General features: G+C 77.3%; 20 protein-coding genes and 1 pseudogene. 7 read left to right on the top strand and 14 right to left on the bottom strand.

All coding sequences use genetic code 11. The features are described from left to right. Window positions 1-127 precede the first annotated feature (127 nt). Genes GSF02_RS05255 through GSF02_RS05245 form a run of 3 tightly spaced genes read right to left on the bottom strand, consistent with a single transcriptional unit; the run spans window position 128 to window position 3,352 of the window. Complete coding sequence (locus tag GSF02_RS05255; protein ID WP_159793490.1) at window positions 128-628, bottom strand: aminoacyl-tRNA deacylase; 501 nt, start codon at window positions 626-628, stop codon at window positions 128-130. A 25-nt stretch (window positions 629-653) separates the two neighbouring features. Continuing rightward, a complete protein-coding gene (locus GSF02_RS05250; protein WP_235915382.1) occupies window positions 654-1,049 on the bottom strand; it encodes a DUF2087 domain-containing protein in 396 nt (131 codons plus the stop codon). A 2-nt stretch (window positions 1,050-1,051) separates the two neighbouring features. Then, window positions 1,052-3,352: a PASTA domain-containing protein gene (locus tag GSF02_RS05245; RefSeq protein ID WP_159793488.1), complete on the bottom strand. Its 2,301-nt coding sequence runs from the start codon at window positions 3,350-3,352 to the stop codon at window positions 1,052-1,054. A gap of 250 nt (window positions 3,353-3,602) precedes the next feature. Between GSF02_RS05245 and GSF02_RS05240 the strand changes: the two genes are divergently transcribed. The 3 genes from GSF02_RS05240 to GSF02_RS05230 are packed head-to-tail and all read left to right on the top strand — an operon-like array spanning window position 3,603 to window position 7,947. Further along, window positions 3,603-4,373 (top strand): LamB/YcsF family protein, encoded by a 771-nt coding sequence (locus tag GSF02_RS05240; protein ID WP_159793486.1) that lies wholly within the window; start codon window positions 3,603-3,605, stop codon window positions 4,371-4,373. A 2-nt stretch (window positions 4,374-4,375) separates the two neighbouring features. Continuing rightward, a complete protein-coding gene (locus GSF02_RS05235; RefSeq protein ID WP_159793484.1) occupies window positions 4,376-6,169 on the top strand; it encodes a 5-oxoprolinase subunit B/C family protein in 1,794 nt (597 codons plus the stop codon). Beyond that, a complete protein-coding gene (locus GSF02_RS05230; RefSeq protein ID WP_201308805.1) occupies window positions 6,166-7,947 on the top strand; it encodes an acetyl/propionyl/methylcrotonyl-CoA carboxylase subunit alpha in 1,782 nt (593 codons plus the stop codon). Before GSF02_RS05235 ends, GSF02_RS05230 begins: the two co-directional genes overlap by 4 nt. Before the next feature lie 46 nt (window positions 7,948-7,993). Here GSF02_RS05230 and GSF02_RS05225 read toward each other — a convergent pair whose 3' ends face one another. The 10 genes from GSF02_RS05225 to GSF02_RS05180 all read right to left on the bottom strand — a co-directional run bounded on the left by GSF02_RS05225 (window position 7,994) and on the right by GSF02_RS05180 (window position 17,449). Continuing rightward, window positions 7,994-8,935, bottom strand: a complete 942-nt coding sequence (locus tag GSF02_RS05225; protein ID WP_159793482.1) for a D-2-hydroxyacid dehydrogenase family protein — start codon at window positions 8,933-8,935, stop codon at window positions 7,994-7,996. Window positions 8,936-8,978: 43 nt separating this feature from the next. Then, window positions 8,979-9,479 carry a hypothetical protein gene (locus tag GSF02_RS05220; RefSeq protein ID WP_159793480.1) on the bottom strand — a complete coding sequence of 167 codons (501 nt, stop codon included), beginning with the start codon at window positions 9,477-9,479 and terminating at the stop codon, window positions 8,979-8,981. 9 nt (window positions 9,480-9,488) lie between these two features. Beyond that, window positions 9,489-10,484, bottom strand: coding sequence for a dihydroxyacetone kinase subunit DhaK (gene dhaK / locus GSF02_RS05215; protein WP_159793478.1), 996 nt, complete (start codon window positions 10,482-10,484; stop codon window positions 9,489-9,491). A gap of 45 nt (window positions 10,485-10,529) precedes the next feature. Beyond that, window positions 10,530-11,198: a dihydroxyacetone kinase subunit DhaL gene (gene dhaL / locus GSF02_RS05210; RefSeq protein WP_159793476.1), complete on the bottom strand. Its 669-nt coding sequence runs from the start codon at window positions 11,196-11,198 to the stop codon at window positions 10,530-10,532. Then, window positions 11,195-11,941, bottom strand: a complete 747-nt coding sequence (locus GSF02_RS05205; protein WP_159793474.1) for an HAD-IA family hydrolase — start codon at window positions 11,939-11,941, stop codon at window positions 11,195-11,197. The genes dhaL and GSF02_RS05205 overlap by 4 nt, the downstream gene beginning before the upstream one ends. A gap of 12 nt (window positions 11,942-11,953) precedes the next feature. Next, window positions 11,954-12,814 carry a class II fructose-bisphosphate aldolase gene (locus GSF02_RS05200; protein WP_159793472.1) on the bottom strand — a complete coding sequence of 287 codons (861 nt, stop codon included), beginning with the start codon at window positions 12,812-12,814 and terminating at the stop codon, window positions 11,954-11,956. A gap of 189 nt (window positions 12,815-13,003) precedes the next feature. Then, window positions 13,004-14,848, bottom strand: coding sequence for a GAF domain-containing protein (locus GSF02_RS05195; protein WP_159793470.1), 1,845 nt, complete (start codon window positions 14,846-14,848; stop codon window positions 13,004-13,006). A gap of 142 nt (window positions 14,849-14,990) precedes the next feature. Further along, on the bottom strand, window positions 14,991-15,566 hold the full coding sequence (locus GSF02_RS05190) for a hypothetical protein (RefSeq protein WP_159793468.1): 576 nt from the start codon (window positions 15,564-15,566) through the stop codon (window positions 14,991-14,993). Window positions 15,567-15,573: 7 nt separating this feature from the next. Then, entirely contained in the window at window positions 15,574-16,128 is a 555-nt protein-coding gene (locus GSF02_RS05185) for a hypothetical protein (protein ID WP_159793466.1), read from the bottom strand. A gap of 133 nt (window positions 16,129-16,261) precedes the next feature. Then, entirely contained in the window at window positions 16,262-17,449 is a 1,188-nt protein-coding gene (locus GSF02_RS05180; RefSeq protein ID WP_159793464.1) for an epoxide hydrolase family protein, read from the bottom strand. Window positions 17,450-17,621: 172 nt separating this feature from the next. Here GSF02_RS05180 and GSF02_RS05175 point away from each other — a divergent pair, with 172 nt between their 5' ends. From GSF02_RS05175 to GSF02_RS05165, 3 genes are all read left to right on the top strand, one after another. Further along, window positions 17,622-18,569 carry a helix-turn-helix transcriptional regulator gene (locus GSF02_RS05175; RefSeq protein ID WP_159793462.1) on the top strand — a complete coding sequence of 316 codons (948 nt, stop codon included), beginning with the start codon at window positions 17,622-17,624 and terminating at the stop codon, window positions 18,567-18,569. Window positions 18,570-18,852: 283 nt separating this feature from the next. Continuing rightward, complete coding sequence (locus GSF02_RS05170; RefSeq protein ID WP_159793460.1) at window positions 18,853-19,110, top strand: hypothetical protein; 258 nt, start codon at window positions 18,853-18,855, stop codon at window positions 19,108-19,110. 219 nt (window positions 19,111-19,329) lie between these two features. Continuing rightward, complete coding sequence (locus tag GSF02_RS05165; protein ID WP_159793458.1) at window positions 19,330-19,536, top strand: DUF3072 domain-containing protein; 207 nt, start codon at window positions 19,330-19,332, stop codon at window positions 19,534-19,536. Window positions 19,537-19,748: 212 nt separating this feature from the next. On the opposite strand, the gene GSF02_RS05160 is transcribed toward GSF02_RS05165, so the two are convergent. Beyond that, complete coding sequence (locus GSF02_RS05160; protein ID WP_159793456.1) at window positions 19,749-20,597, bottom strand: siderophore-interacting protein; 849 nt, start codon at window positions 20,595-20,597, stop codon at window positions 19,749-19,751. Window positions 20,598-20,715: 118 nt separating this feature from the next. On the opposite strand from GSF02_RS05160, the pseudogene GSF02_RS05155 reads away from it, so the two are divergent. Continuing rightward, window positions 20,716-20,897, top strand: a pseudogene (locus tag GSF02_RS05155) (hypothetical protein); the annotation flags it as partial.

Genomic DNA, 20,897 nt, shown 5'->3' with positions numbered 1-20,897 from the left:
GTCAGTCCCGCTCCGTGGTCGGTGTGGCTCGCCCCGGGCGCCGGAGCCCCGGGGCGGGCCGAAGTCTTGTCGTTGACGGTGGTGGCGTCCAGGCCCGGCGAACCTGGATCGGGCTGCGGGCCCTAGGTCAGGAGGAGCCCGCCTCGTCCGTGACGTCGGCTACCTGCGCGTCGAGCACGCGCACGAGGTCGTCACCGTCGACGGTGGCCGCCACGCCGTGGCCACCCGCCCCGATCGACACGCGTCCGGCGCCGGCCACGCGCGCGTCGGCGACCACGGGCCAGGCCCGCAGCGAGCCGAACGGCGTGATCGTGCCCCGCTCGTACCCGGTGACCTCCCGCGCCACCTCCTTGTCCGGCAGCGACAGCCGGGACACGCCCAGCAGCGCCCGCAGCCGCGGCCAGGAGATCTGCCGGTCCCCCGGCACGAGCACGAAGAGGAAGTCGTCGTCGCCGCGGCGCACCACGATCGTCTTGAGCACCCGGGCCGGCGCGACTCCCCGCGCCGCGGCAGCCTCCGCCAGGGAGCGGACGGGGCCGTGACGGGTCACCTCGAAGGCGATGCCCGACTCGCGCAGGCCGTCGAGCGCACGCCGCTCGGTGGGGCTCACGTCGGTCGGGCTGGTCATGGAAGCGACCGTACCGCGCACGCCGTCAGCGTTCAGTGTGGAAGCCCCCGTGCGGGGTGTGCCGCTCGTCTCCGTGCGGGTCGGCGGGCAGGTGGGTGCCCGCGGAGTGACCTACGTCACTGCGCGCGACGTCGCGGGGGTCCTCGGGCGTGTCGTCGTGCTCGGTGCGCTCGCCGCGCCAGTAGACGGAGCCGTCGCGCGCCCGCTGCACCAGCCCGAGGTCCACGAGCGCCCGCCGCATCGCCACCGGGTCGTCGACGACGGCGGCGAGCCGCCGCGTCAGCTCCCGCTCGCCGATCGGCTCGAGCAGCTCGGGCAGCACGCTGCTGGCCACGTAGCGGGCCACCGCGACTCGGTCCCGCCAGCGCCGCGGCATCGCCGTGAGGCGCCCGTCGCGGAAGTACCGTCCGACGTCGGGCACCGTCACGACCGGCGCCCGCGGCGGCCCGACGACGTCGGGGCGGAGGAGGTGGCGGGGGTGCCGGCCGGGGCGGACCGGTCGCCGGAGGGTGCGGGGCCCGGCTCGGCACCCGGGTCATCGGTCGGCGACGCCTCCTCCTCGGGACCGGTGGACACCACCAGCCGGGTCGTCGTCCCGGCCTCGACGGTGGCGCCGGGCTCCGGGCTCGTGCTGACCACGCGACCGTCCGGGACGTCCTCGCTCGGCTCGGCGTCGGTGCGCACCCCCAGGCCGGCGTCCTCCAGGGTGGCGGCCGCCTCGTCGCCGCGCTCGCCGACGACGTCGGGGACGGTGAGCGTGGCCGGCTCGGGCGCGGGCTCCGGCGACGGCGCCCCGCTCGGCCCCGCGGTCTCGGCCCGCGCCTCGGCCGGGGTCTCGGCCGGGGTCTCGGCCGGCGGCTCGCTCGCCGTCTCGAGCTCGCTCGGCGTCTCGGGCTCGCTCGGCGTCTCGTCCGACGTCTCGCTCGGGGCCTCGGCCGGGGTCTCCGTCGGCGGCTCGCCCGGGGTCTGCGGCTCGCTCGGCGCCTCGCCCGGGGTCTCGCTCGGTGGCTCCGGGCTCGTCGACGGGTCGGCCGGCGTCCAGGGGTCGGGGCTCGGCGACGGCGTCGGTGAGGGCGTCGGTGAGGGCGTCGGTCTCGGGGCGGGCTTCGCCGACGGCGTCGGCGTCGGCTTCGGTGCGGGCTTCGTCGCGGGCTTCGCCGACGGCTTCGGTGCGGGCTCGGCGGACGCGCGGGCGCCCGCCGGCGGCGACGTCGTCGTGCCCTGCTTCCGCGGCCCCTCGCCCGACGCCGCGACCACGGGGCCCGCGGGCGGCCGGGACACGATGTCCCGCTCCGACTCGGCGCGGTGCGGCACCGGGCCGCCTGCGAAGAACTCGAAGTGCCACGGCTCGGGCTTGCTGCCGTCGAGCCGCGCCCACGCGGGGTTGTCCCAGCCGTAGTCGGGGCCGTGCAGGCGCAGCCAGCGGTACTCCGCGGAGAGGCCGGTGCTGATCGGGTACCCGAGGTCCACGGCGATCCCCCACCCGTGGTTGGAGTAACCCGGCGTGGCCGCGAGGAAGCCCTTGGTCGCCTTGAGGCGGACCTGCGCGTCGAACGAGCGGTAGGAGTCGGTCATCGGGATCGGCCGGCCGAACCGCTCCTCGAACGCCGCGTCGAGAGCGGCCAGCCGGGCCGCGGCGTCGCAGCGCAGGCGGTGGCCCGGGGCGAACGGCAGCGGGCAGAGCACGTCGAGGGGGATGCGCCCGTTGAGGTAGCCGGCCGTGGACATGCGGTAGCGCTGGAGGTCGGAGAGGGCGCCGACGCTCGTCGACCCCAGGCCGGCCGACGCCGACCACGACGACGACCACGACGTCCCGAACCGGGGCGCGAGCCGCAGGGAGACCTCGTACGACTGCGCCGGGTCGAGCAGGTCGGCCAGGCGCGTGGCGGCGAGCGCCAGGTCGTCGAACGTCACCTCGCGCGACTCGTCCGGGTGCCCCGCGCCGCGCGACGCAGCGCCTGCCCCGACCGTCGCGGGGTCCGTGCCGGCGGGGTCCGCGCCGAGCGGCTCCTCCTCGAGCGGCGCCAGGTCCGCGTCCCGCGGCAGGGTGTCCGTGCCGGCCGGCACCTCCGGGGCTGCCTCGGCGGGCCCGGGAGGCGGCGCAGGAGACGGCGCAGGAGACGGCGCGGGGGCCAGCGCGGGGGCCAGCGCGGGGGCCGGTACGGCGGGCGCCGCGGCCCCCGGGTCGCTCGCCGCGTCCCGGCCGTCGTCCCGGCCGTCGTCCCGGCCGTCGTCCCGGCCGTCGTCCCCGCGGCGGCCGTCGGCGTCCGCCGGCCCACCCTTCCCGGACGCGGCGGCACGCGCGGCGGGGACCACCCACGGGTGCTGCGCCACGTAGGTGCTCAGCAGCGCGTCGAGCTCAGCGGCCGCTCGCTCCACCTCGGCCTCGGCGGCCCCGGACTCCGGCGCCGCGGAGGCCGAGGTGGAGCGCTCGGCGCGCTCCAGCAGCGCGAAGATCTCGTCGAGCGACTCCACGCCGACGCCCGTCCCGAGCCGCCCCACCGAGACCGCCGGCGCGGCCGCGGCCTGTCGGAAGCTCTCGGCGACCGCTGCGCGCGGCCCGGGCGACGGGCCCGTGGCCGGCACGCTCGCCGACGCCGTCGACAGCAGGCCGGCGGCGAGCGCGGCGGTCAGCCCGCTCGCCCCCGCGCGCCGCAGCGCCTGTCGCCGCCGGCCGCCCACGGCAGCCTGACGGACGGGACCGGGCGGCACAGACTCCCCCATGAACCGGACCTCCGGACGCGCACGACGACCGTCCCCCCGCGGCACAGGGGTCGGCAGTGCCCCCCGTGCCCAGGGTCCGGGGGAGCCGAGCGGCTCCCCACCGTCCCACTGTCGACCTCACCCCCGCGGCGCGCCACCCTCGGCGGCCAAGTTCACCGGAGGAATCACCCGCGCTCGCCGCGCCCAGACCGCCGCGCGCTCCGCGGGGAGGATCCCGCGCCCCCTGCCGACCAGGGCGCACACTGGCGGTATGACCGCCGTCGACCTCAACAGCGACCTCGGCGAGGGGTTCGGCCGCTGGACCCTGGGCGACGACGCCGCGATGCTCGCCGTCGTGTCGTCGGCCAACGTGGCGTGCGGGTTCCACGCCGGCGACCCGGCCTCGATCCGCCGCACCGTGCGCCTCGCCGTCGCACGCGGGGTCGCGGTCGGGGCGCACGTCGGCTACCGCGACCTGGCCGGCTTCGGCCGCCGCCGCATGGACGTGCCGAGCGAGGAGCTGCAGGCCGACGTCGTCTACCAGGTCGGCGCGCTGCAGGCGCTCGCCGCCGCGGAGGGCGGCCGCGTCTCCTACGTCAAGCCGCACGGCGCGCTCTACAACACCGCGGCCGTGGACGAGCGCGTCGCCACCGACGTCGCCGCGGCCGTGGCCGCCGTCGACCCGTCCCTGGCGGTGCTCGGCCTGCCGGGGTCGCGTGCGCTGGCCGCCGCCGAGGCGGCCGGGCTGCCGACCGTCGCCGAGGCGTTCGCCGACCGCGCCTACACGCCGGCCGGGACGCTCGTCCCCCGTCGTGAGCCCGGTGCCGTGCTCGACGACCCCGACGACGTCGCGCGACGCGTGCTGCGGCTCGTCACCGAGGGGGTCGTCGAGGCGGTCGACGGGTCGCTCGTGGCGGTGCCCGCCGGCTCGGTGTGCGTGCACGGGGACACGCCCGGCGCGGCGGCGATGGCCCGGCGGGTGCGCGAGGTCCTGGACGCCGCGGGTGTGGCGGTGCGCCCCTTCACGTCCGCCGGGGCCTGAGCGTGCGGATCCTGCCGGCCCGCGACGACGCCGTGCTCGTCGAGCTGGCAGACCTGGACCAGGCCGTCGCGCTGCTCGAGTCGTTGACCGACGACCCGGTCCCGGGCGTCGGCGAGCCGGTGGCCGGGGCGCGGACCGTGCTCGTGCCGTTCCGGCCGTCGGCGATGACGGCCGCGGCGCTCGCGGCCGAGCTGCGCCGGCGGCCGCTGGTGCGCCGGCCGGTCGGCCGCAGCCGGCGCGTCGAGATCCCCACCGTGTACGACGGCGCCGACCTCGCCGCGGTGGCTGCCCTGCTCGGGTGGTCGCCGGCGGAGCTGGTGCGGCGGCACACGGCCCTCACCTGGGTGGTGGGGTACATGGGCTTCGCGCCCGGGTTCGCCTACCTCACGGCGGAGGGCGGCCCCGGCGCCGACGTGCCCGCGTGGCCCGACGTGCCGCGCCGGCCCAGCCCCCGCACCCACGTGCCGGCGGGGTCCGTGGCGCTGGCCGGCCCGCACACCGGCGTCTACCCGCGCGAGAGTCCCGGCGGGTGGCAGCTCGTCGGGCGCACCGCGGCACGGGTGTGGGACACGTCCCGCGAGCCGCCGTCGCTCTGGCGGCCGGGCGACCTGGTGCGGTTCGTCGCGGTGCGCGAGCGTGCGTCGGCGGGCGGGCGGCCACCGGCGGCGACGGCCGAAGCCCGGCCGGCCGCCCCGGCACCGGCCTCGCGTGAGCCGACCTCCGGCGAGCCGGCCGACGCGCCGCTCGCCGGCGCCCTCGTCGTCGTCTCCCCCGGCGTGCAGACGCTCGTGCAGGACCTCGGACGACCCGGCCGGGCCCACCTGGGCGTCGCCGCGTCGGGCGCCCTCGACCCGGTGAGCCTGCGCGCGGCGAACCGCGCCGTCGGCAACCCGCCCGGCGCCGCGGCGCTGGAGGTGATCGGCCCGCTGCGGCTGCGCGCCCGGGGCCCGCAGGTCGTCGCGGTGGCCGGCGCGCCCGCGCCGGTCACGGTGCTCGGCCTCGCCCCGGACGACCACCCGGCCGGCCGCCCGCGGCGCACCCCCGCGACGGCGACAGCGGCCGGCCCCGCGGCGATCGCGCTCGACGACGGCGAGGAGCTGCGGCTCGGCACGCCCAGGCGCGGGGCCCGGACGTACGTGGCGGTGCGCGGCGGCGTCGCCGTCCCGCCGGTGCTGGGCTCGCGGTCCACCGACGTGCTGGCGGGCCTCGGCCCCGCGCCGGCGGCGGCCGGGGACGTGCTGCCGGTGGGCGCCGTCGGGCCGGGGCTGCCCGCCGCGGCGCCGGGCCTGCCCGACGTGCCCGGCCGGGCCGCCGCCGATGCCGCCCACGCCGACGCCGTCGACGCCATCGCGCCCCTGCCGTCCCCCGGCGGCGACGCCGTCGTGCTGCACGTGGTGCTCGGCCCGCGCGCCGACTGGTTCGGCGACGCCGGGATCGCCGCGCTGACGGACCAGGACTGGGAGGTCACGCCGCGCAGCAACCGCGTGGGGCTGCGGCTGGCCGGCGCGCCGGTGCCTTGGGCCCGTCCCGGGGAGCTGCCCAGCGAGGGCTGCGTGGTGGGCGCGCTGCAGGTGCCGCCCGACGGCCAGCCTGTGCTGTTCCTCGCCGACCACCCCGTGACCGGCGGCTACCCCGTGGTCGGCGCCGTCGTCGCCGCGCAGGCGCCGCTGCTCGGCCAGCTGCCCGCCGGCGCGCGGGTGCGGTTCGTCCCCGTCCCCCACGCCGCCCAGGGCGAGACCCCGAACGAGACCCTGGGCGAGACCCCGAACGAGACCCGGAGCGAGGCCCCCGCATGACGCTGACCCGGATCACCAAGGTGCTCGTCGCCAACCGCGGCGAGATCGCCGTGCGGGTCGCCCGCGCCTGCCGCGACCTCGACGTCGCCTCCGTCGCCGTCTACGCCGACCCGGACCGCGACGCCCTGCACGTGCGCGCCGCCGACGAGGCGTGGGCCCTGCCGGGGCGCACCGCGGCCGAGACGTACCTGGACGCCGCCGCCCTGCTCGACGTCGCGCGCCGCTCCGGCGCCGACGCCGTCCACCCCGGCTACGGGTTCCTCGCCGAGGACGCCGGCTTCGCCCGGGCCGTGCTCGACGCCGGCCTCGCGTGGGTGGGCCCCGCGCCGGAGACGATCGAGCTGCTCGGCGACAAGGTGGCCGCCCGGGCGCTGGCGCGGTCGGTGGGCGCACCGCTCGTGCCCGGCACCGACGGGCCGGTGGCGTCGGCGGCCGAGGCCGTGGCGTTCGCCGAGGCGCACGGACTGCCCGTGGCCGTCAAGGCCGCGCACGGCGGCGGCGGGCGCGGCCTGCGCGTCGCCCGCGAGCTCGACGAGGTGGCCGAGCTGTTCGAGGCGGCCCGGCGCGAGGCCACCGCGGCGTTCGGCCGCGGGGAGTGCTACGTCGAGCGGTTCCTCGAGCGTCCCCGCCACCTCGAGGCGCAGGTGCTCGCCGACGCCCACGGCACGGTCCTCGTCGTCGGCACGCGCGACTGCTCGCTGCAGCGGCGCCACCAGAAGCTCGTCGAGGAGGCGCCCGCGCCGTTCCTGCCCGACGGGGTGCGCGAGCGGGTGGCCGACGCCGCCCACGCCATCTGCGCCGCGGCGGGCTACCGCGGCGCCGGCACCGTGGAGATGCTGCTCGGCGCGGACGGCACGCTGTCGTTCCTCGAGGTCAACACCCGCCTGCAGGTGGAGCACCCGGTCACCGAGGAGACCACCGGCCTGGACCTCGTCGTCGAGCAGCTGCGCATCGCCGACGGGCAACCGCTGTCCGTGGTGGCGCCGCCGCCGGCGCGCGGGCACGCGATCGAGCTGCGGGTCAACGCCGAGGACCCGGCCCGCGGCTTCCTGCCCTCCCCGGGCCGCATCGAGCGGTTCGTCGCGCCGGCCGGGCCGGGCGTGCGGGTCGACGCCGGGGTGGAGTCCGGGTCGGCGGTGCCCGGCCAGTTCGACTCCCTGGTCGCCAAGGTGGTCGTGTGGGGGCCGACGCGCGCGGCCGCGCTGGCCCGGGCCCGGCGCGCCGTGGCCGAGACGCGGGTCGAGGGCGTGCCGACGGTGCTGCCGTTCCACCGCGCCGTGCTCGACGATCCCGCGTTCGCGGCACCCGGCGGCGCGGCGGACTTCGCCGTGCACACCCAGTGGATCGAGACCGAGCTGACCGCCCGGCTCGACGTGCAGGCGCTGGCCGACCCGGCGCCCGAGCCGGGCGTCATGGAGACCTGGGTGGAGCTGGACGGGCGGCGCACGCGGCTGCGGCTGCCGGCGTCCGCCGCCGCGGCGCTGGGCGGGATCGCCGGCGCTCCGGCGGGCGAGGCCGCCGGAGCGACGCCGGGCGAGGGTGCCGGCGCTCCGGCGGCGGACGGCCGCACCGCCGTCGTCGCGCCCGTCCCCGGCACGCTGGTGCGCTGGCTGGCCGACGACGGCGCGGCGGTCGAGGACGGCCAGCCGCTCGCGGTGCTCGAGGCCATGAAGATGGAGACCCGGGTCGTGGCCGAGGCCGCGGGCACGCTCGCCCACGCCGCCGCCCCGGGTGCCGCCGTCGACCCCGTGGCGCCCCTGGGGTGGATCGTCCCCTGACGCCGCGCGCCGGCACCGTCGCGCCGGCGCCGTCAGCCCGCGCCGCTCAGGCCAGGACGCGCAGGGGGCGGCCGGCGGCCCAGGCGGCGACGTCCTCGACGGCCTGGCGGTAGAAGACCTCGTAGGTGCCGTGCGTGACGTAGCCCAGGTGCGGCGTGAGCACGGTGCGCGGGGCGGAGCGCAGCGGGTGGTCGGCGGGCAGCGGCTCGTCGTCGTACACGTCCAGGCCCGCGCCCGCGATCGTCCCGGCGTGCAGCGCCTCGAGCAGCGCGGCGGTGTCCACGAGCAGCCCGCGCGAGGTGTTGACGAGGTACGCGGTCGGCTTCATCCGGGCGATGTCCTCGCGGCCCACGATCCCGCGGCTGCGCTCGCTCAGCTTGTAGTGCACGGTCACCACGTCGGACGTGGCGAACAGGTCCTCCTTGTCGAGCGGGGTCACGCCGAAGCCCCGGGCGACGTCCGGGTCCAGGTGCTGGGACCACGCCACGACGTCCATGCCGAACGCCGCGCCGATGGTCGCGACCTGCGCACCGAGGCGCCCGAGCCCGACGACGCCGAGCCGCTGCCCCGCCAGGTCGGTGCCGACCGTCCGCTGCCAGCCGCCGGCGCGCAGGCGCGCGTCCTCCTCCGGGACGTTGCGCACCAGCGCGAGGATCAGCGCCCAGGTCAGCTCGGGCGTCGCCGACGCCGGGGAGTCGGTGCCGCACACGACGACGCCGTGGGCGCGGGCCGCCTCGAGGTCGATCGCCGCGTTCTGCCGCCCCGTCGTGACGAGCAGCCGCAGGTCGGGCAGCCGCGCGAACCGCTCGGCGGTGAACGCCGTCCGCTCCCGCATGGCGACGACGACGTCGCAGCCCGCGAGCGCCGCGGCGACCGCGTCGTCGTCGGCCAGCGGCTCCTCGAGGAAGACGATCGGGGCGCCGAGGCTGGCCCAGTCGGCGTAGTTGTGGGCGACCTGCTGGTAGTCGTCGAGGACGGCGATGCGCACGGTTCGTCCTATCACGCGCGCCGGGGTCCCGGGGCGCGCCGGGTCACAGCGGGACGGCGTCGGCGGCGCGGGCCGCGAGCGCCGGCGCGTCGAGCAGGTGCTCGGCGTCGACGGCGACCTGCAGCCCGAGCAGCTCGACGAGCGCGCCCGCCAGCGCGGCGGCGTCGTGCGGGCCGGCGGACGCGGGCAGCCGGACCAGCAGCTCCAGCTCCGCGCCCGCCTCGCCGCGCGCCACAGCGCCCACGACCCGCACGTCCCGGGCCCGGTGCGCCTTGGCGGCCTCCAGCAGCGCGCGGCGGTGGGCGAGCACCGCCCGGCCGGAGGCGGTGCGCCCGAGCACGTCCTTGCGCGCCGTCGTGATCGCCTGGGACACCGCCGGCTGGGAGACGCCCATCGCCTCGGCGATGAGCGCCTGCCCGACCTTCGCGCTCGCCGCGCGCAGCAGCGCCCGCCGCAGCGCGCTCTCGACGGCGGCGCGCTGCTGGGCCAGCGCGGTGAGCTCGGCCGTGAGCTCGGCGACGAGCGCGGCGCGGGACGTGGTCACGCGGCCAGGCTAGAAGATCCGCACGCCGATCTCGGCGGGGGCCGCCAGGAGCCGCTCGATCTCGTCGTCGAGCCGCACCAGCGTCACCGAGGCGCCGGCCATGTCGAGGCTGGTGCAGTACTCGCCCACGTAGCTGCGCCCCACGGTGATGCCGCGGTCCGCGAGCTGCTGGTGCGCCCGCCCGTACAGCAGGTACAGCTCGCTGATCGGGGTGCCGCCCAGGCCGTTGATCATCAGCGCCACGCGGTCGCCGGAGGAGAACGGCAGGTCGGCCACCACGGGCTCGAGGATCTCCGCGAGCAGCTCGTCGGCCGAGGCCAGCTTGCCGCGCCGCCGCCCCGGCTCGCCGTGGATGCCGACGCCGATCTCGATCTCGTCCTCGCCCAGCTCGAACAGCGGGGAGCCCTTGGCGGGCGGCGTGCACGGCGTCAGCGCCAGGCCCATCGTCCGCGTCACGGAGTTGACCTTCTCCCCGACGCGCACCAGCTCGTCCAGGTCGGCCCCCTCCTCCGCGGCCGCCCCCACGGCCTTCATCACGAAGAAGTTCCCGGCCACGCCGCGCCGCCCCACGGTGTACGTCGAGTCCTGCACCGACACGTCGTCGTCGATGAACAGCGTCCGCACGGCCAGGCCCTCGGCCTCGGCCAGCTCGGACGCCATCTCGAACGCCATCCGGTCGCCCGTGTAGTTGTTGACCAGCAGCAGCACGCCCTTGGGCGACGCCAGCCGCTTGGCCGTCTCGTACACGTAGTCCATCGGCGGCGCGCTGAACACGTCGCCCGGGCAGGCGCCGTCGAGCATGCCGCGGCCCACGGTGAGCACGTGCGCCGGCTCGTGCCCGGAGCCCGACCCCTGGACGATCGACACCTTGTCCTCGCGGGGCGCGTCCTTGCGCATGATGAGGTTGAACTCCGGCACGTAGGTGAGGGTGTCCGGGTTGGCCAGGGCGATGCCCTGCAGCATCTCGGGGACGAACTGCTTGGGCTCGTTGACGAACTTCTTCACGGCGGTCTCCTTCGACGGCGGTGGTGGGGGTCCGGGCGGGGGCGCTCAGGCGGGGGCGGGCGCGCGCGTGGCCCACTCGGCGGCCAGGCGCTCGGTGATGACGGCGACCGCGACGGCGCCGGCGTCGGGCGAGCCGATGGAGCGCTCGCCGGTGTAGGCGGCGCGGCCGCGCCGCGCCTGCATGGTGGTCGTCGCGTCCGCGGCCTCGCGGGCGACGGCGGCGGCCCGGGCCAGGACGTCGGCGGCGGGCGCGCCGGCGGCGGGCGCGCCGGCGGCGATCGCCGCCTCGATCGCGTCGGTCGTCGGCACGAGCGCGTCCAGCAGCGTCTTGTCGCCGACGTCGGACGCGCCGCGCTGCTTGATGCCCTCGATCGCTGCCCGCAGCATGCGCACGACGTCGTCGCCGCTGAGCGTGGTCTGCCCCTTGACCTGCGCGGCAGCGCGCAGGAACGCCGTGCCCCAGATCGGGCCCGAGGTCCCGCCGATGCGGCTGGTGATGGTCACGGCGATCTTCTGCAGGAACGTGCCGATGTCGGTGCGGTCGAACGAGTCCCAGCCGCTGTCGACGATCTCGAACCCGCGGGCCAGCGAGTACCCGAAGTCGCCGTCGCCGACGACGGCGTCGAGCTCGCCGAACTCCTTCTCGTTGGCCAGGCAGGTGCGCGCGATGCTGCGGACGACGAACTCGACGTCGGCGAGGCGTGCGGTGGTCATGCGTCCTCCTTGAGCAGGTGCGCCAGCGTGGAGACGGTGACGGGCACGGTGCCGCCCTCCGGCGCCGGGCCGTGGTCGAGGTCGGGCACGACGAGCGCCGCGCCCGTGAAGTCGTCGTCGCCCGTGTAGGCGCTGACCGTGACCACCGTGGTCAGCCCCGCCGCGAGCGCCGCGGCGAGCCCGCCGGCGGAGTCCTCGACGACGACGGCGTCGTCCGCCGCCGCGCCGAGGCGGTCCAGGGCGAGCAGGTAGATGTCGGGCGCCGGCTTCTTGCGCGGCACGACGTCGCCGGCGAGCACCGTGAAGCGCTCGGCGAGCTCGGGCCCCACGGCGTGCGTGAGCACGGCGCGCACGCTCGGCTCCGCCGACGTCGAGGCGACGGCGAGCTGCCAGCCGGCCTCGTGCGCCTCCCCCGCGAGCCGCGCGACGCCCGGGCGCGGGGGCAGCTCGCCGGCGGCGACCATGTCCGTGTAGATCGCCGTCTTGCGGGCGTGCCAGTCCTTGAGCAGCGCGGCCTGGCCCTCGTCGTCCGTCGGCCAGCCCTGGGCCGCGACGCGCTCGGGCGTCAGCAGGGTGCGCATGCGCTCCTTGCCGCCGCCGATGCGCACCAGCTCGCGGTACTCGTCGTCGGACCACTGCACGGGCACGCCCAGCTCGGCGAAGGTGCGGTTGAACGCGACCAGGTGGCCGGTGCGCTCGGTGTCGGCCAGCACGCCGTCGCAGTCGAAGATCAGGGCGGGCATCGCGGCGCTCCCTCAGGCCCGCCCGGCCGAGCCGAACCGCTCGGCGAGCCCCACCGTCATGTCGACGACGGCCTGGCGCACGTGGCCGAACAGGCTGGGTGGGTCCCACCTGTCGGCGGGCTCGGCGACGTCGCGCAGGTAGGCCAGGTTGGCCTGCATGAAGGTGATCTTCAGCTGCGTGGAGATGTTGACCTTGGCCGCGCCGCGGGCGATGAGGTCCTTGAACTGGTCGTCGGCCAGGCCGCTGCCGCCGTGCAGCGCAATCGGCACGCCCGTGGCGTCGACGAGCTCGGAGACGCGCTCGAAGTCGAGGTCGGGCCGCTTGCTGTAGACGCCGTGCGCGTTGCCGATGGCGGGGGCGAACACGTCCACGCCGGTCTCCCGCAGGAACTCCAGCGACGTCTCGAGGCTGTGCCGGCGCGGCTCGGTGTCGGAGCCGATGCCGTCCTCCACGCCCTTGATCGACTCGATCTCGCCCTCGACGTGCGCGCCGTGGGCGCGGGCCTCGGCGACCACCTCGACGGTCTGGCGCTGGTTCTCCGCGACCGGCATCGTCGAGGCGTCGAAGAGCACCGAGTTCCAGCCGATGCCGAGGCACTCGGTGATGACGGCGCGCTCCGGGCAGTGGTCCAGGTGCAGCGTGACCGGCACGTCGACGCCCTCGGTCATGGACTGCCACATGGCGTACAGCACCCGCGCGCCGTAGGCCTTCACGGTCTTGACCGACGTCTGGACGATCAGGGGGCTGCGCGCCCGGACGGCGCCGGCGAGGACCGCCTCGAGCGTCAGGTCGTTGACGACGTTGATCGCCGGCACGCCGTACCGGTCCGCGAACGCGGCGTCGACGATCTCCTTCAGCGGGACGACGGGCACCGTGGCCTCCAGCGGGTCGCTCGGGCTTGCTCGGATCGCCTGGGCCGGCGCCGCGGCTGCTGCCGCGGCGCCGGCCTGCTCCGGACGCTAGGCGAGGCGGGCGCGCGCCCGGCATGGGGGCTTTCCCCCACGCCGGGGTGGGGTCCCCGTAGCCCCCTCGCGCCGGGCGGGCCGGGCGGCTCGGCGCGCCTACCGCGGCGGCAGGGCGTGCAGCGCCGCGCGGTTGGGGGCGCCGGTCTTGCGCAGGATCGCGCCCACGTGCTTCTCGACGGTCTTGATCGAGATGCCCAGGCGCGTGGCCACCTGCTTGTAGGCCAGCCCCTGCTCGAGCAGCGCGCGCACCTGCCGCTCCCGGGGCGTCAGCTGCCGCACGGCGCTGCCCGACGGCGCCGCGGCGGCGAAGAGGTCGGCCGCCACGAGCTGGTCGCCACGGGCGGCGGCGACGACCGCGCGCGCCAGGCCCGCGGCGTCGACGTCGTGCCCGACGAAGCCCACGGCGCCGCCCGTCGCCGCCTCGCGCACCCGGTCGTCGGCCACGGACCCCACCACCAGCACGACGGCGGCGTGCGGGTCGGCGGCGCGCAGGTACGACGTGAGCTGGACGCCGTCGACGTGCGGCATGTGCAGCGCGGTCAGCACCACGTGCGGGTGCAGCAGCCCGTACGCCTCGACGGCCTGGGCGGGGTCGGCGAGCTCGGCGACCACCTGCACGTCCGGCTCGGTGGACTCCAGCATCCGCACCAGGCCGGCGCGCACCACCGGGCTCGGGTGCACCACCAGCACGCGCCACCGCTCGCCCGTCCCGGCGCGGGCGCCCCCGGGCGCGTACGGTACCTCGGCCCGCACCCGTGTGCCCCAGCCGGGCGTCGAGTCCACCACCACCGTGCCGCCGAGGTGCTGCGCGCGGGCCGCGAGGCCCCGCAGCCCGAGGCCGCGGCGCACCGCCTGCGGGTCGAACCCGCGCCCGTCGTCCTCCACCAGCGCGGACACCGAGGTGTCGCCGTACACGAGCCCGACCCGCACGCCCGTGGCTGCGGCGTGCTCGACGACGTTGGTCAGCGCCTCCTGCACGATGCGGAACAGCTGGCGGGCGACGTCGGGGGCCAGCGCCCGCGGCTCGCCGACCGTGACCAGCCGCGCGGCGAGGCCCGCCGTCGACTTCACCCAGGCGAGCTCGAGCCCGAGCGCCTCGGCCAGCGAGCGCCCGTCGAGCAGCGAGGGGCCGAGCCCCAGGGCGGTGCGGCGGGTCTCGGCGAGCGCGGCCCGGGCCGCCGTGCGCGCCTCGGCGAGCGACCGGGCGGCCCCGCGCCGCGCCGCGCCGTCGTCGGATGCGAACCCCCGGCCGGCGGCGTCGAGGTGCAGCAGGACGGCGGCCAGCCCGCGCCCCACGGTGTCGTGCACGTCGCGGACCACCCGCTCGCGCTCGGCCCCCGCGGCCGCCTCGGACGCGCGCTCGGCGGCCTGGGCGTGCAGGCGCGCGTTGGTGATGGCGATCGCGGCGTGCGTGGCGAACAGCTCCAGCAGCGCGGCGTCGTCGGGCGTGAACCGGCGGCCGGGGTCGCGGCTGAAGACCACGCAGGTGCCGAGGATGGATCCGTTCCACCGGATCGGCACGCCGATGACGCCGTGCAGGGCGCTGCGCTCCGGCTCGGGGATGTGGCCGCCCGGCACCTGTGCGTACTCGTCGAGGATCACCGGCGCCCGGGCCCGCACGACGGCGCCCGTGACGCCCTCGGCGAGGGGGAAGGTGCGTCCGGCCTCGCAGACGACGCCGAGGTCGACCTCCTTGCGGTACGTGCCCGCTGCCTCGTCCACGGTGCACACCGAGCCGCTGTCGCAGCCCAGCAGGTCCACGGTGTGCCGCAGGATGCGCTCCAGCAGGGGGACCAGCTCGAAGTGCCCGGCCAGGTCGTCGGCCATCGCCGTCAGGGTGTCGAGGCGGCGCTCGGCGGCGCTCCGGCCGGGGCCGGCGCTCGCGGTGCCGGCCTCGGTGGTGGCCGCCTCGGTGGTGGCCGCCTCGGTGGTGCCCGTCATCGCGCACGCTCCCCTCACGGGCCCGCGCCGGCCCGTCCCGGCATTGTCGCTCGCGCGGAGGCGGCTGACCAGGACGAGACAGGACGGCCGGGCGGCCGGGCGGCGCGCGGGCCGGCGACGCGCGGGCCGCCCCGGCCCGACGTCACCGGGACCGCACGACCCCGCGCGACTCCTCGCCGACGTCGAGCCCGTCGACCGTGTAGACGGTCCCGGCCGGGGTGGTGACCCGGAGCTCCACGCTCGCCCCCGCGACCTCGGCCTCGCCCACCGCATTTCGCGGGAACCACGTCGTCATCACCACCGGGCCGCCGACGGAGCTGCTCCGCCCGTCCTCGGCTCGCAGCGCCGCCACCGACCGACCGTCGACGAGCAGCTCCAGCGCCGCCGGCTCGAAGGTCGTGCGCTCCCCCTTCGGGCCACCCTCGACCTGCTGGTCGACCAGGACGTAGTCGCCGCCCTCCTGGGCGTGGAAGGGGCCGTAGACCCGCCCGTCGGAGTCCCGGCCGCGCGCCCGGGCGGGCAGCACCTGCCCCGGCTCGAGCACGCGGACCGGCTCCTCCGGGGGCTGCGTGCCGACGACCGGGTCCGCGTCCTCGATCGGGACCGGCCGCTCGATCGACCCCCACACCTGCGCGACGCCCGTCAGCCCGAGCACGGCGATCAGACCGAAGAGCACCACCGGCACGTACCGGCGGCGACCCACGGGCGTGCGGCTCATCGAAGCGTCACCCGGCATCGACGACGAAGCTGTCCTCGATCTGCTGCACGAGCTGCGGGTCGAGGCTCTCGGACGTGAGCTGCGCCAGGACGGCGTGCTCGTCCTCGTCCGCCACGCCCCAGATCACCGCCTCGTACGTGGTGCCCTCCCCGTAGGTCGCGTCGGTGCGGGCGAACGTCCGGAAGTCGTCCTGGTCCTTGTTCTCCTCGCGCGGCACGATCTCGAAGCTCGGGTACTGGCCGAGCTGGACCAGCCCGACGAGGTCGGCGTTCGCCTCGCCCGCGGTGGAGTGGTCGCTGTACTCCGGGGCGAGCAGCAGCTGCGTGGTGCCCTGCGGGTCCTCGTACGAGACCTTCCAGAGGTCGTCCTGGCCCGCGTCGAGCGCGACCTCCCTCCAGTCCTCCGGCACGTCGAGCTGGACCCAGCCGGTCCGGACGCGCTGGAACCCGTCCGCCGGACCTGCGGAGGAGGCCCCGCCGCACGCCGACACCAGCCCGGTCGCGAGCGCGGCGACCCCCAGCGCCGCCCACGCACGCCACCTCGAGGCCGTCCTCACCCTCACGGTCTCGCCCCCCTGACGTTCTCCGTGCTCGCGACCCGCCCCCGCGCGGGCGCCGGCCGGCCGCGCTCGTGCCCCTCGCGCGCCGGACCGCAGCGTACCCAGGGCCCCCGGGCCGGGCGAGCGCGCCGGCGGCTCAGCGGAAGAACACCCGCAGGTCCGCCACGACGTCGTCCGGCACCTCCAGCGCGGCGTAGTGCCCGCCGCGGGGGTGCTCCGACCAGTGCTCGATGCCGGCGTTGTCCCGCTCGGCGAAGGAGCGGATCGTCTGGAAGTCGTCGGCGAAGACGGCGACGCCGATCCGCCCGGTGCTGACCACCGGCTCGGCGCCGGAGCGCTGCTCCGCGTAGTGGTAGCGCGCGGCCGTGGCGTAGGTGTTGGTCAGCCAGTAGAGGCTGGCCTGGGCGAGCACCTGCTCGGGCCGCACCAGGCTGGTGCCGTTGCCGAAGCTCTCGAACAGCTCGCCGTAGGCGAGGGTGGCCACGGGCGAGTCGGCCAGGCCGGCCGCCACGGTCTGCGGGCGCGAGGCGTTCATGACGTTGTACGCGCCCACGGACTGGAACCACTGCAGGTGCGCGAGCGCCGCGTACTCCGTCGGCCCGAACCCGTCCATCTCCCCCGGCGCGCCGCTGGGGAAGGAGAACAGCTGCAGCACGTGGGCGCCGCGGAACCCCTCGGGGTCGAGCACGGCGAGCTCGCGGCCGACCATCGCCCCGGCGTCGCTGCCGTGGACCCCGTAGGAGCCGTATCCCAGGCGGCGCATCAGCGTGTCGTAGGCCCGCGCCACGCGCGCCATGGTCCAGCCCTCGCCGACCAGCGGCGTCGACCACCCGAAGCCGGGCATCGACGGGACGACGACGTCGAAGGCGTCCTCCGGGCGGCCGCCGTGGGCCACCGGGTCCACGAGCGGCTCGATCATGTCCAGGAAGTCGAGCACCGAGCCGGGGTAGGTGTGCGCCAGCAGCAGCGGGGTGGCGTCGGCGTGCGGCGAGCGCACGTGCAGGAAGTGGATCCGCTGCCCGTCGACGTCGGTGACGAACCCCGGGTAGGCGTTCAGCCGGGCCTCGACGGCGCGCCAGTCGAACGCCTGCCAGCGACCGACCATGTCCCGCAGGTAGGACTGCGGGGTGCCGTAGTCCCAGGAGTCGCCGGGGGCGGCGGGAGCGAAGCGCGTGCGCGCGAGGCGCTCGTGCAGGTCGTCGAGGTCCGCCTGCGGGACCGCGACGGCGAACGGCCGGATCTCGGTGGTGGGCTCGGTGGTGGGCTCAATGGGCTCGGTGGTGGGCTCGGGGGTCCGGGTGCTGCGGGTGGTCTCGGCGTCCATGGCGGGCTCTCTTCGGCGAGGGGCGGGTGGTGCCTGACGAGAACGACGCTAGGAACCGTTCAGGAACCGTTCTTTCCTCTATCGTCGAGAGGGTTCGGGCGTCGTCGACGACGCCGTCGACGACGCCGGCAGGCGCCAGCTGACGCCGCCGCCCCGGCAGAGAGGCCACGCGATGAGCTCCACCTCCGCCCGCCTGCTGGCCCTGCTGGGCCTGCTGCAGTCCCGGCCCGACTGGTCCGGCGCCGAGCTCGCCGACCGGCTCGGCGTCACCGGCCGCACCGTGCGCAACGACGTCGCCCGCCTGCGCGACCTGGGGTACCCCGTCGACGCCGTGCGCGGGCCCGGCGGCCGGTACCGGCTCGGAGCCGGCGCCCGGTTGCCCCCGCTGCTCCTGGACGACGACGAGGCGGTCGCGGTCGCCGTCGGGCTGCGCGCCGCGACCGGGCTGGCCGGGTTCGAGGAGTCCGGCCTGACCGCCCTGACCAAGCTCGAGCAGGTGATGCCGGACCGGCTGCGCCGCCAGGTGGACGCCCTGCGGTCGGCGACGACGGCGGGACCCGCCAACACCGACTCCAACGTCGCGGACCCGCAGGTGGACGCCGCGCAGTTGACCGCCGTCTCGGTCGCGATCCGCGACCACGAGGGGATCCGCTGCTGGTACCGCGACGAGCCGCTCGAGCTCGAGCCGTACCACCTCGTCGCGTGGCAGCGGCGCTGGTACCTCGTCGCGCGCGACCCGCGCACCGCGGCGTGGGCGCCCTACCGCGTCGACTGGATGCGGCTGCGCACGCCGGGCGGGCGGCGGTTCCGGCCCGCGGACTTCCCCGGCGACCTCACCGCGTTCGTGGTGCGCGAGGTGGCGCGGGCCGGGTGGGCAGTGCACGCCCGCATCACGGTCGAGGCGCCCGCCGAGGACGTGCTGGCGCGCATCAACCCGGCCGTGGGCACGGTGGAGAGCCTGCCCGACGGCCGCAGCGTCCTGGTCACCGGCGGCGACAGCGTCGAGACGGTGGCGGTGTGGGTCGGCATGCTGGGGCTCGACTTCCGGGTGACCGACCCGCCCGAGCTCGTGGAGCACGTGCGGACGCTCGCCGACAGGTACGGGCGGGCCCTGCTCTGAGGCGGGCCGGCCGGTGCGGGGCCGGCCCCGCGCCGTCCGACCCCGTGCGACCCGGCGGCGCCCGGGGCCGCCCGGTTCGCGCAGCCCGGCCAGCCCGGCCCTGCCCAGCCCGGCCCTGCCCAGCCCGGCGGCGCCCGGGGGCGCTCGGGGTGCCCGGGGGGCCCGGGGGGCCCGGGGGGCCCGGTTCGACGCAGCCCGCCCCCGACCCGCGGAGGGGTGCGGGCACTGCCGCGGCGGCCGTAGCGTGGGGAGCCGAGAGAACCGTCAGACCCGGGAGGCCCCCATGGGCCCGGAATCACGCGGTGACGTGGCCCTGCTGCTCACGGGGGTCGCCTCGCTCACGCTGAGCGCCGGCAACGGCGTGCTCCTGGCGTGGAACCCGTTCCTGGTGGGCTTCGTCGCGCTCGGCCTCGTGCTGGTGGCGCTGGGCGTGTACGAGCTGCGCCACCACCGTCGCCGCCCCGCCGGCGGCCCGGGCCCGGCCCCCTCGACCCGCCGGGGGCCGCACCCGCCCCACCCCACACCCCCGTCGGTTCGGTGACTCGCCCCACCGAACGCCCCGTCCGTTCGGTGATTCGCCGGACCCAACACTCCCGTCTGTTCGGTGATTCGTTGGCTGATCGGCGATCCGGATCGCCGATCAGCCAACGAATCACCGAACAGACCGCCACGGGCGCGGCGCGAGCGCGCAGAGAACCGCTGGCCGGCCCGGGCCGCCGCTCCTCGCGCGTCCGTCCCGCGGCGCCCGTACGTTGACGGCATGAGCGACACCACCGACGGCACCATCAAGGACCCCGAGGACTGGACGACCGGCGAGGAGCCCGCCACCGGCGCCCAGCTCAGCTACCTGCAGACGCTCGCGCGCGAGGCGGGCCGCGAGGTCCCCGAGAACCTCACCAAGGCGCAGGCCTCCGAGCTCATCGACGAGCTGCAGGGCCAGAGCGGGCGGCTGTCCGGCGACGCCTGAGCCGCCCGCCCGTCGTCTGTTCGGTGATTCGTTGGCTGATCGGCGATCCGGATCGCCGATCAGCCAACGAATCACCGAACAGACCGCCCAGGGAGCCAGGGAGCCAGGGAGCCAGGGAGCTAGGGAGCCAGGGATGAGCGTCGGGCACCGCGGTCGCCGTGCCGCGACGGCCCGTCCGCACCGCGAACCCGCGCGTCGCGACCCGGCCCGTCTCAGTCCGGGTCGGTCGGGTCCAGCGGCAGGTGGTGGTCGAGGTTCACCACGCCGCGGCGCCAGTACCCCGAGATCGACAGCTGCTCCGGCCCCACGCCGAGCTCGCGGCGCAGGTACCGCCGCACCGGCACGAGCTCGCCCGCCTCGCCGAGCGCCACGAGGAGCTCGTCCGCCTCGAGCCCGCCGAGCGAGCGCACCGCCTCCTCGACCTGCCCCGGGCCGTCGGTCCGGTAGAGGATCTCGACGGACGCCCGGCCGAGCTCGGCCTCCACGTGCGCCTCGTCGACGTCGTCGCCGATCTCCACGATCGCCGTGACCGGCACGCCCGGCCCCACCGCGTCGACCCACCGAGCGGCGGCAGGCAGCCCGGTCTCGTCGGCGACGACGGTGAGCCGGCCGAGCCCCTCGGGCACCCCGAGGCTGCCGCGCGGGCCGGCGAGCACGATCTCGTCGCCCTCCTGCGCGCGGGCGGCCCAGGCCGACGCCGGCCCCTCGTCGCCGTGCAGCACCCAGTCGACGTCGAGCTCGGCGACGCCGTCGACGGTCCGGGTGGCCCGCACCGTGTAGTCGCGCGAGATCGAGACGCCGTCGGCCGGGCGCTGCAGGCCGCCGTCCGCCGCGATCCACGGCGCGTGCAGGACGCCGGTGGCGGGGTCGGGCAGGAAGACCTTGACGTGGTCCTCGGGGCCGGGCGCCCGCAGCGCGGCGAGCGACGTCGGCGCGGCAGGGTCCGCCCCGTCGACGTCGCGGAACGTGGTGCGCCGCAGCGAGCCGGACAGCTCGCGGACGGCGTGCACGCGCACGCGGCGGGGGATCAGGTCGAAGCGGGTCCGGGGGCGGGTGAGCACCCGTCGATTCCACCACGACGGGGCAAGGCGGCCCCCGGGCGCCCGTCGGGACCGACCCCGCACCCGCCGCGACCCGTCCGGCGGTTTGAGGTTGCGCCGCTTGAGAGAATGGAACGTCGTGAGCACCGATCCCGCCTCCCCCACGCCCGCCGCGAGCGAGCGCGCCCCCGAGCGCACCCGGCGCCGGGGCGGGAGAGGCCGCCGCGGCGGCCGCGGCCCGGCGGCCCAGGCGGCCCCGGAGAACGGCACGGCCGCCCCGTCGGAGCGGGGCGCCGACCAGCCCCGCGAGCGCGGCCCGCG

It is taken from the genome of Puerhibacterium puerhi (assembly GCF_009846865.1).
Taxonomy (GTDB): Bacteria; Actinomycetota; Actinomycetes; order Actinomycetales; family Cellulomonadaceae; genus Puerhibacterium; species Puerhibacterium puerhi.
The sequence above is the reverse complement of the archived record's forward strand: the minus strand, read 5'-3'. Positions and strand labels throughout refer to the sequence as shown.

Excerpts from the sequence above, each read along its gene's own strand:
- GSF02_RS05205 (WP_159793474.1), bottom strand. The coding sequence starts at position 11,941 with ATGCCCGCCCTGATCTTCGACTGCGACGGCGTGCTGGCCGACACCGAG.
- GSF02_RS05195 (WP_159793470.1), bottom strand. The coding sequence starts at position 14,848 with ATGACGGGCACCACCGAGGCGGCCACCACCGAGGCGGCCACCACCGAG.
- GSF02_RS05170 (WP_159793460.1), top strand. The coding sequence starts at position 18,853 with ATGGGCCCGGAATCACGCGGTGACGTGGCCCTGCTGCTCACGGGGGTC.
- GSF02_RS05255 (WP_159793490.1), bottom strand. The coding sequence starts at position 628 with ATGACCAGCCCGACCGACGTGAGCCCCACCGAGCGGCGTGCGCTCGAC.
- GSF02_RS05175 (WP_159793462.1), top strand. The coding sequence starts at position 17,622 with ATGAGCTCCACCTCCGCCCGCCTGCTGGCCCTGCTGGGCCTGCTGCAG.
- GSF02_RS05230 (WP_201308805.1), top strand. The coding sequence starts at position 6,166 with ATGACGCTGACCCGGATCACCAAGGTGCTCGTCGCCAACCGCGGCGAG.
- GSF02_RS05245 (WP_159793488.1), bottom strand. The coding sequence starts at position 3,352 with ATGGGGGAGTCTGTGCCGCCCGGTCCCGTCCGTCAGGCTGCCGTGGGC.
- GSF02_RS05240 (WP_159793486.1), top strand. The coding sequence starts at position 3,603 with ATGACCGCCGTCGACCTCAACAGCGACCTCGGCGAGGGGTTCGGCCGC.
- GSF02_RS05180 (WP_159793464.1), bottom strand. The coding sequence starts at position 17,449 with ATGGACGCCGAGACCACCCGCAGCACCCGGACCCCCGAGCCCACCACC.
- dhaL (WP_159793476.1), bottom strand. The coding sequence starts at position 11,198 with ATGACCACCGCACGCCTCGCCGACGTCGAGTTCGTCGTCCGCAGCATC.
- GSF02_RS05190 (WP_159793468.1), bottom strand. The coding sequence starts at position 15,566 with ATGAGCCGCACGCCCGTGGGTCGCCGCCGGTACGTGCCGGTGGTGCTC.
- GSF02_RS05165 (WP_159793458.1), top strand. The coding sequence starts at position 19,330 with ATGAGCGACACCACCGACGGCACCATCAAGGACCCCGAGGACTGGACG.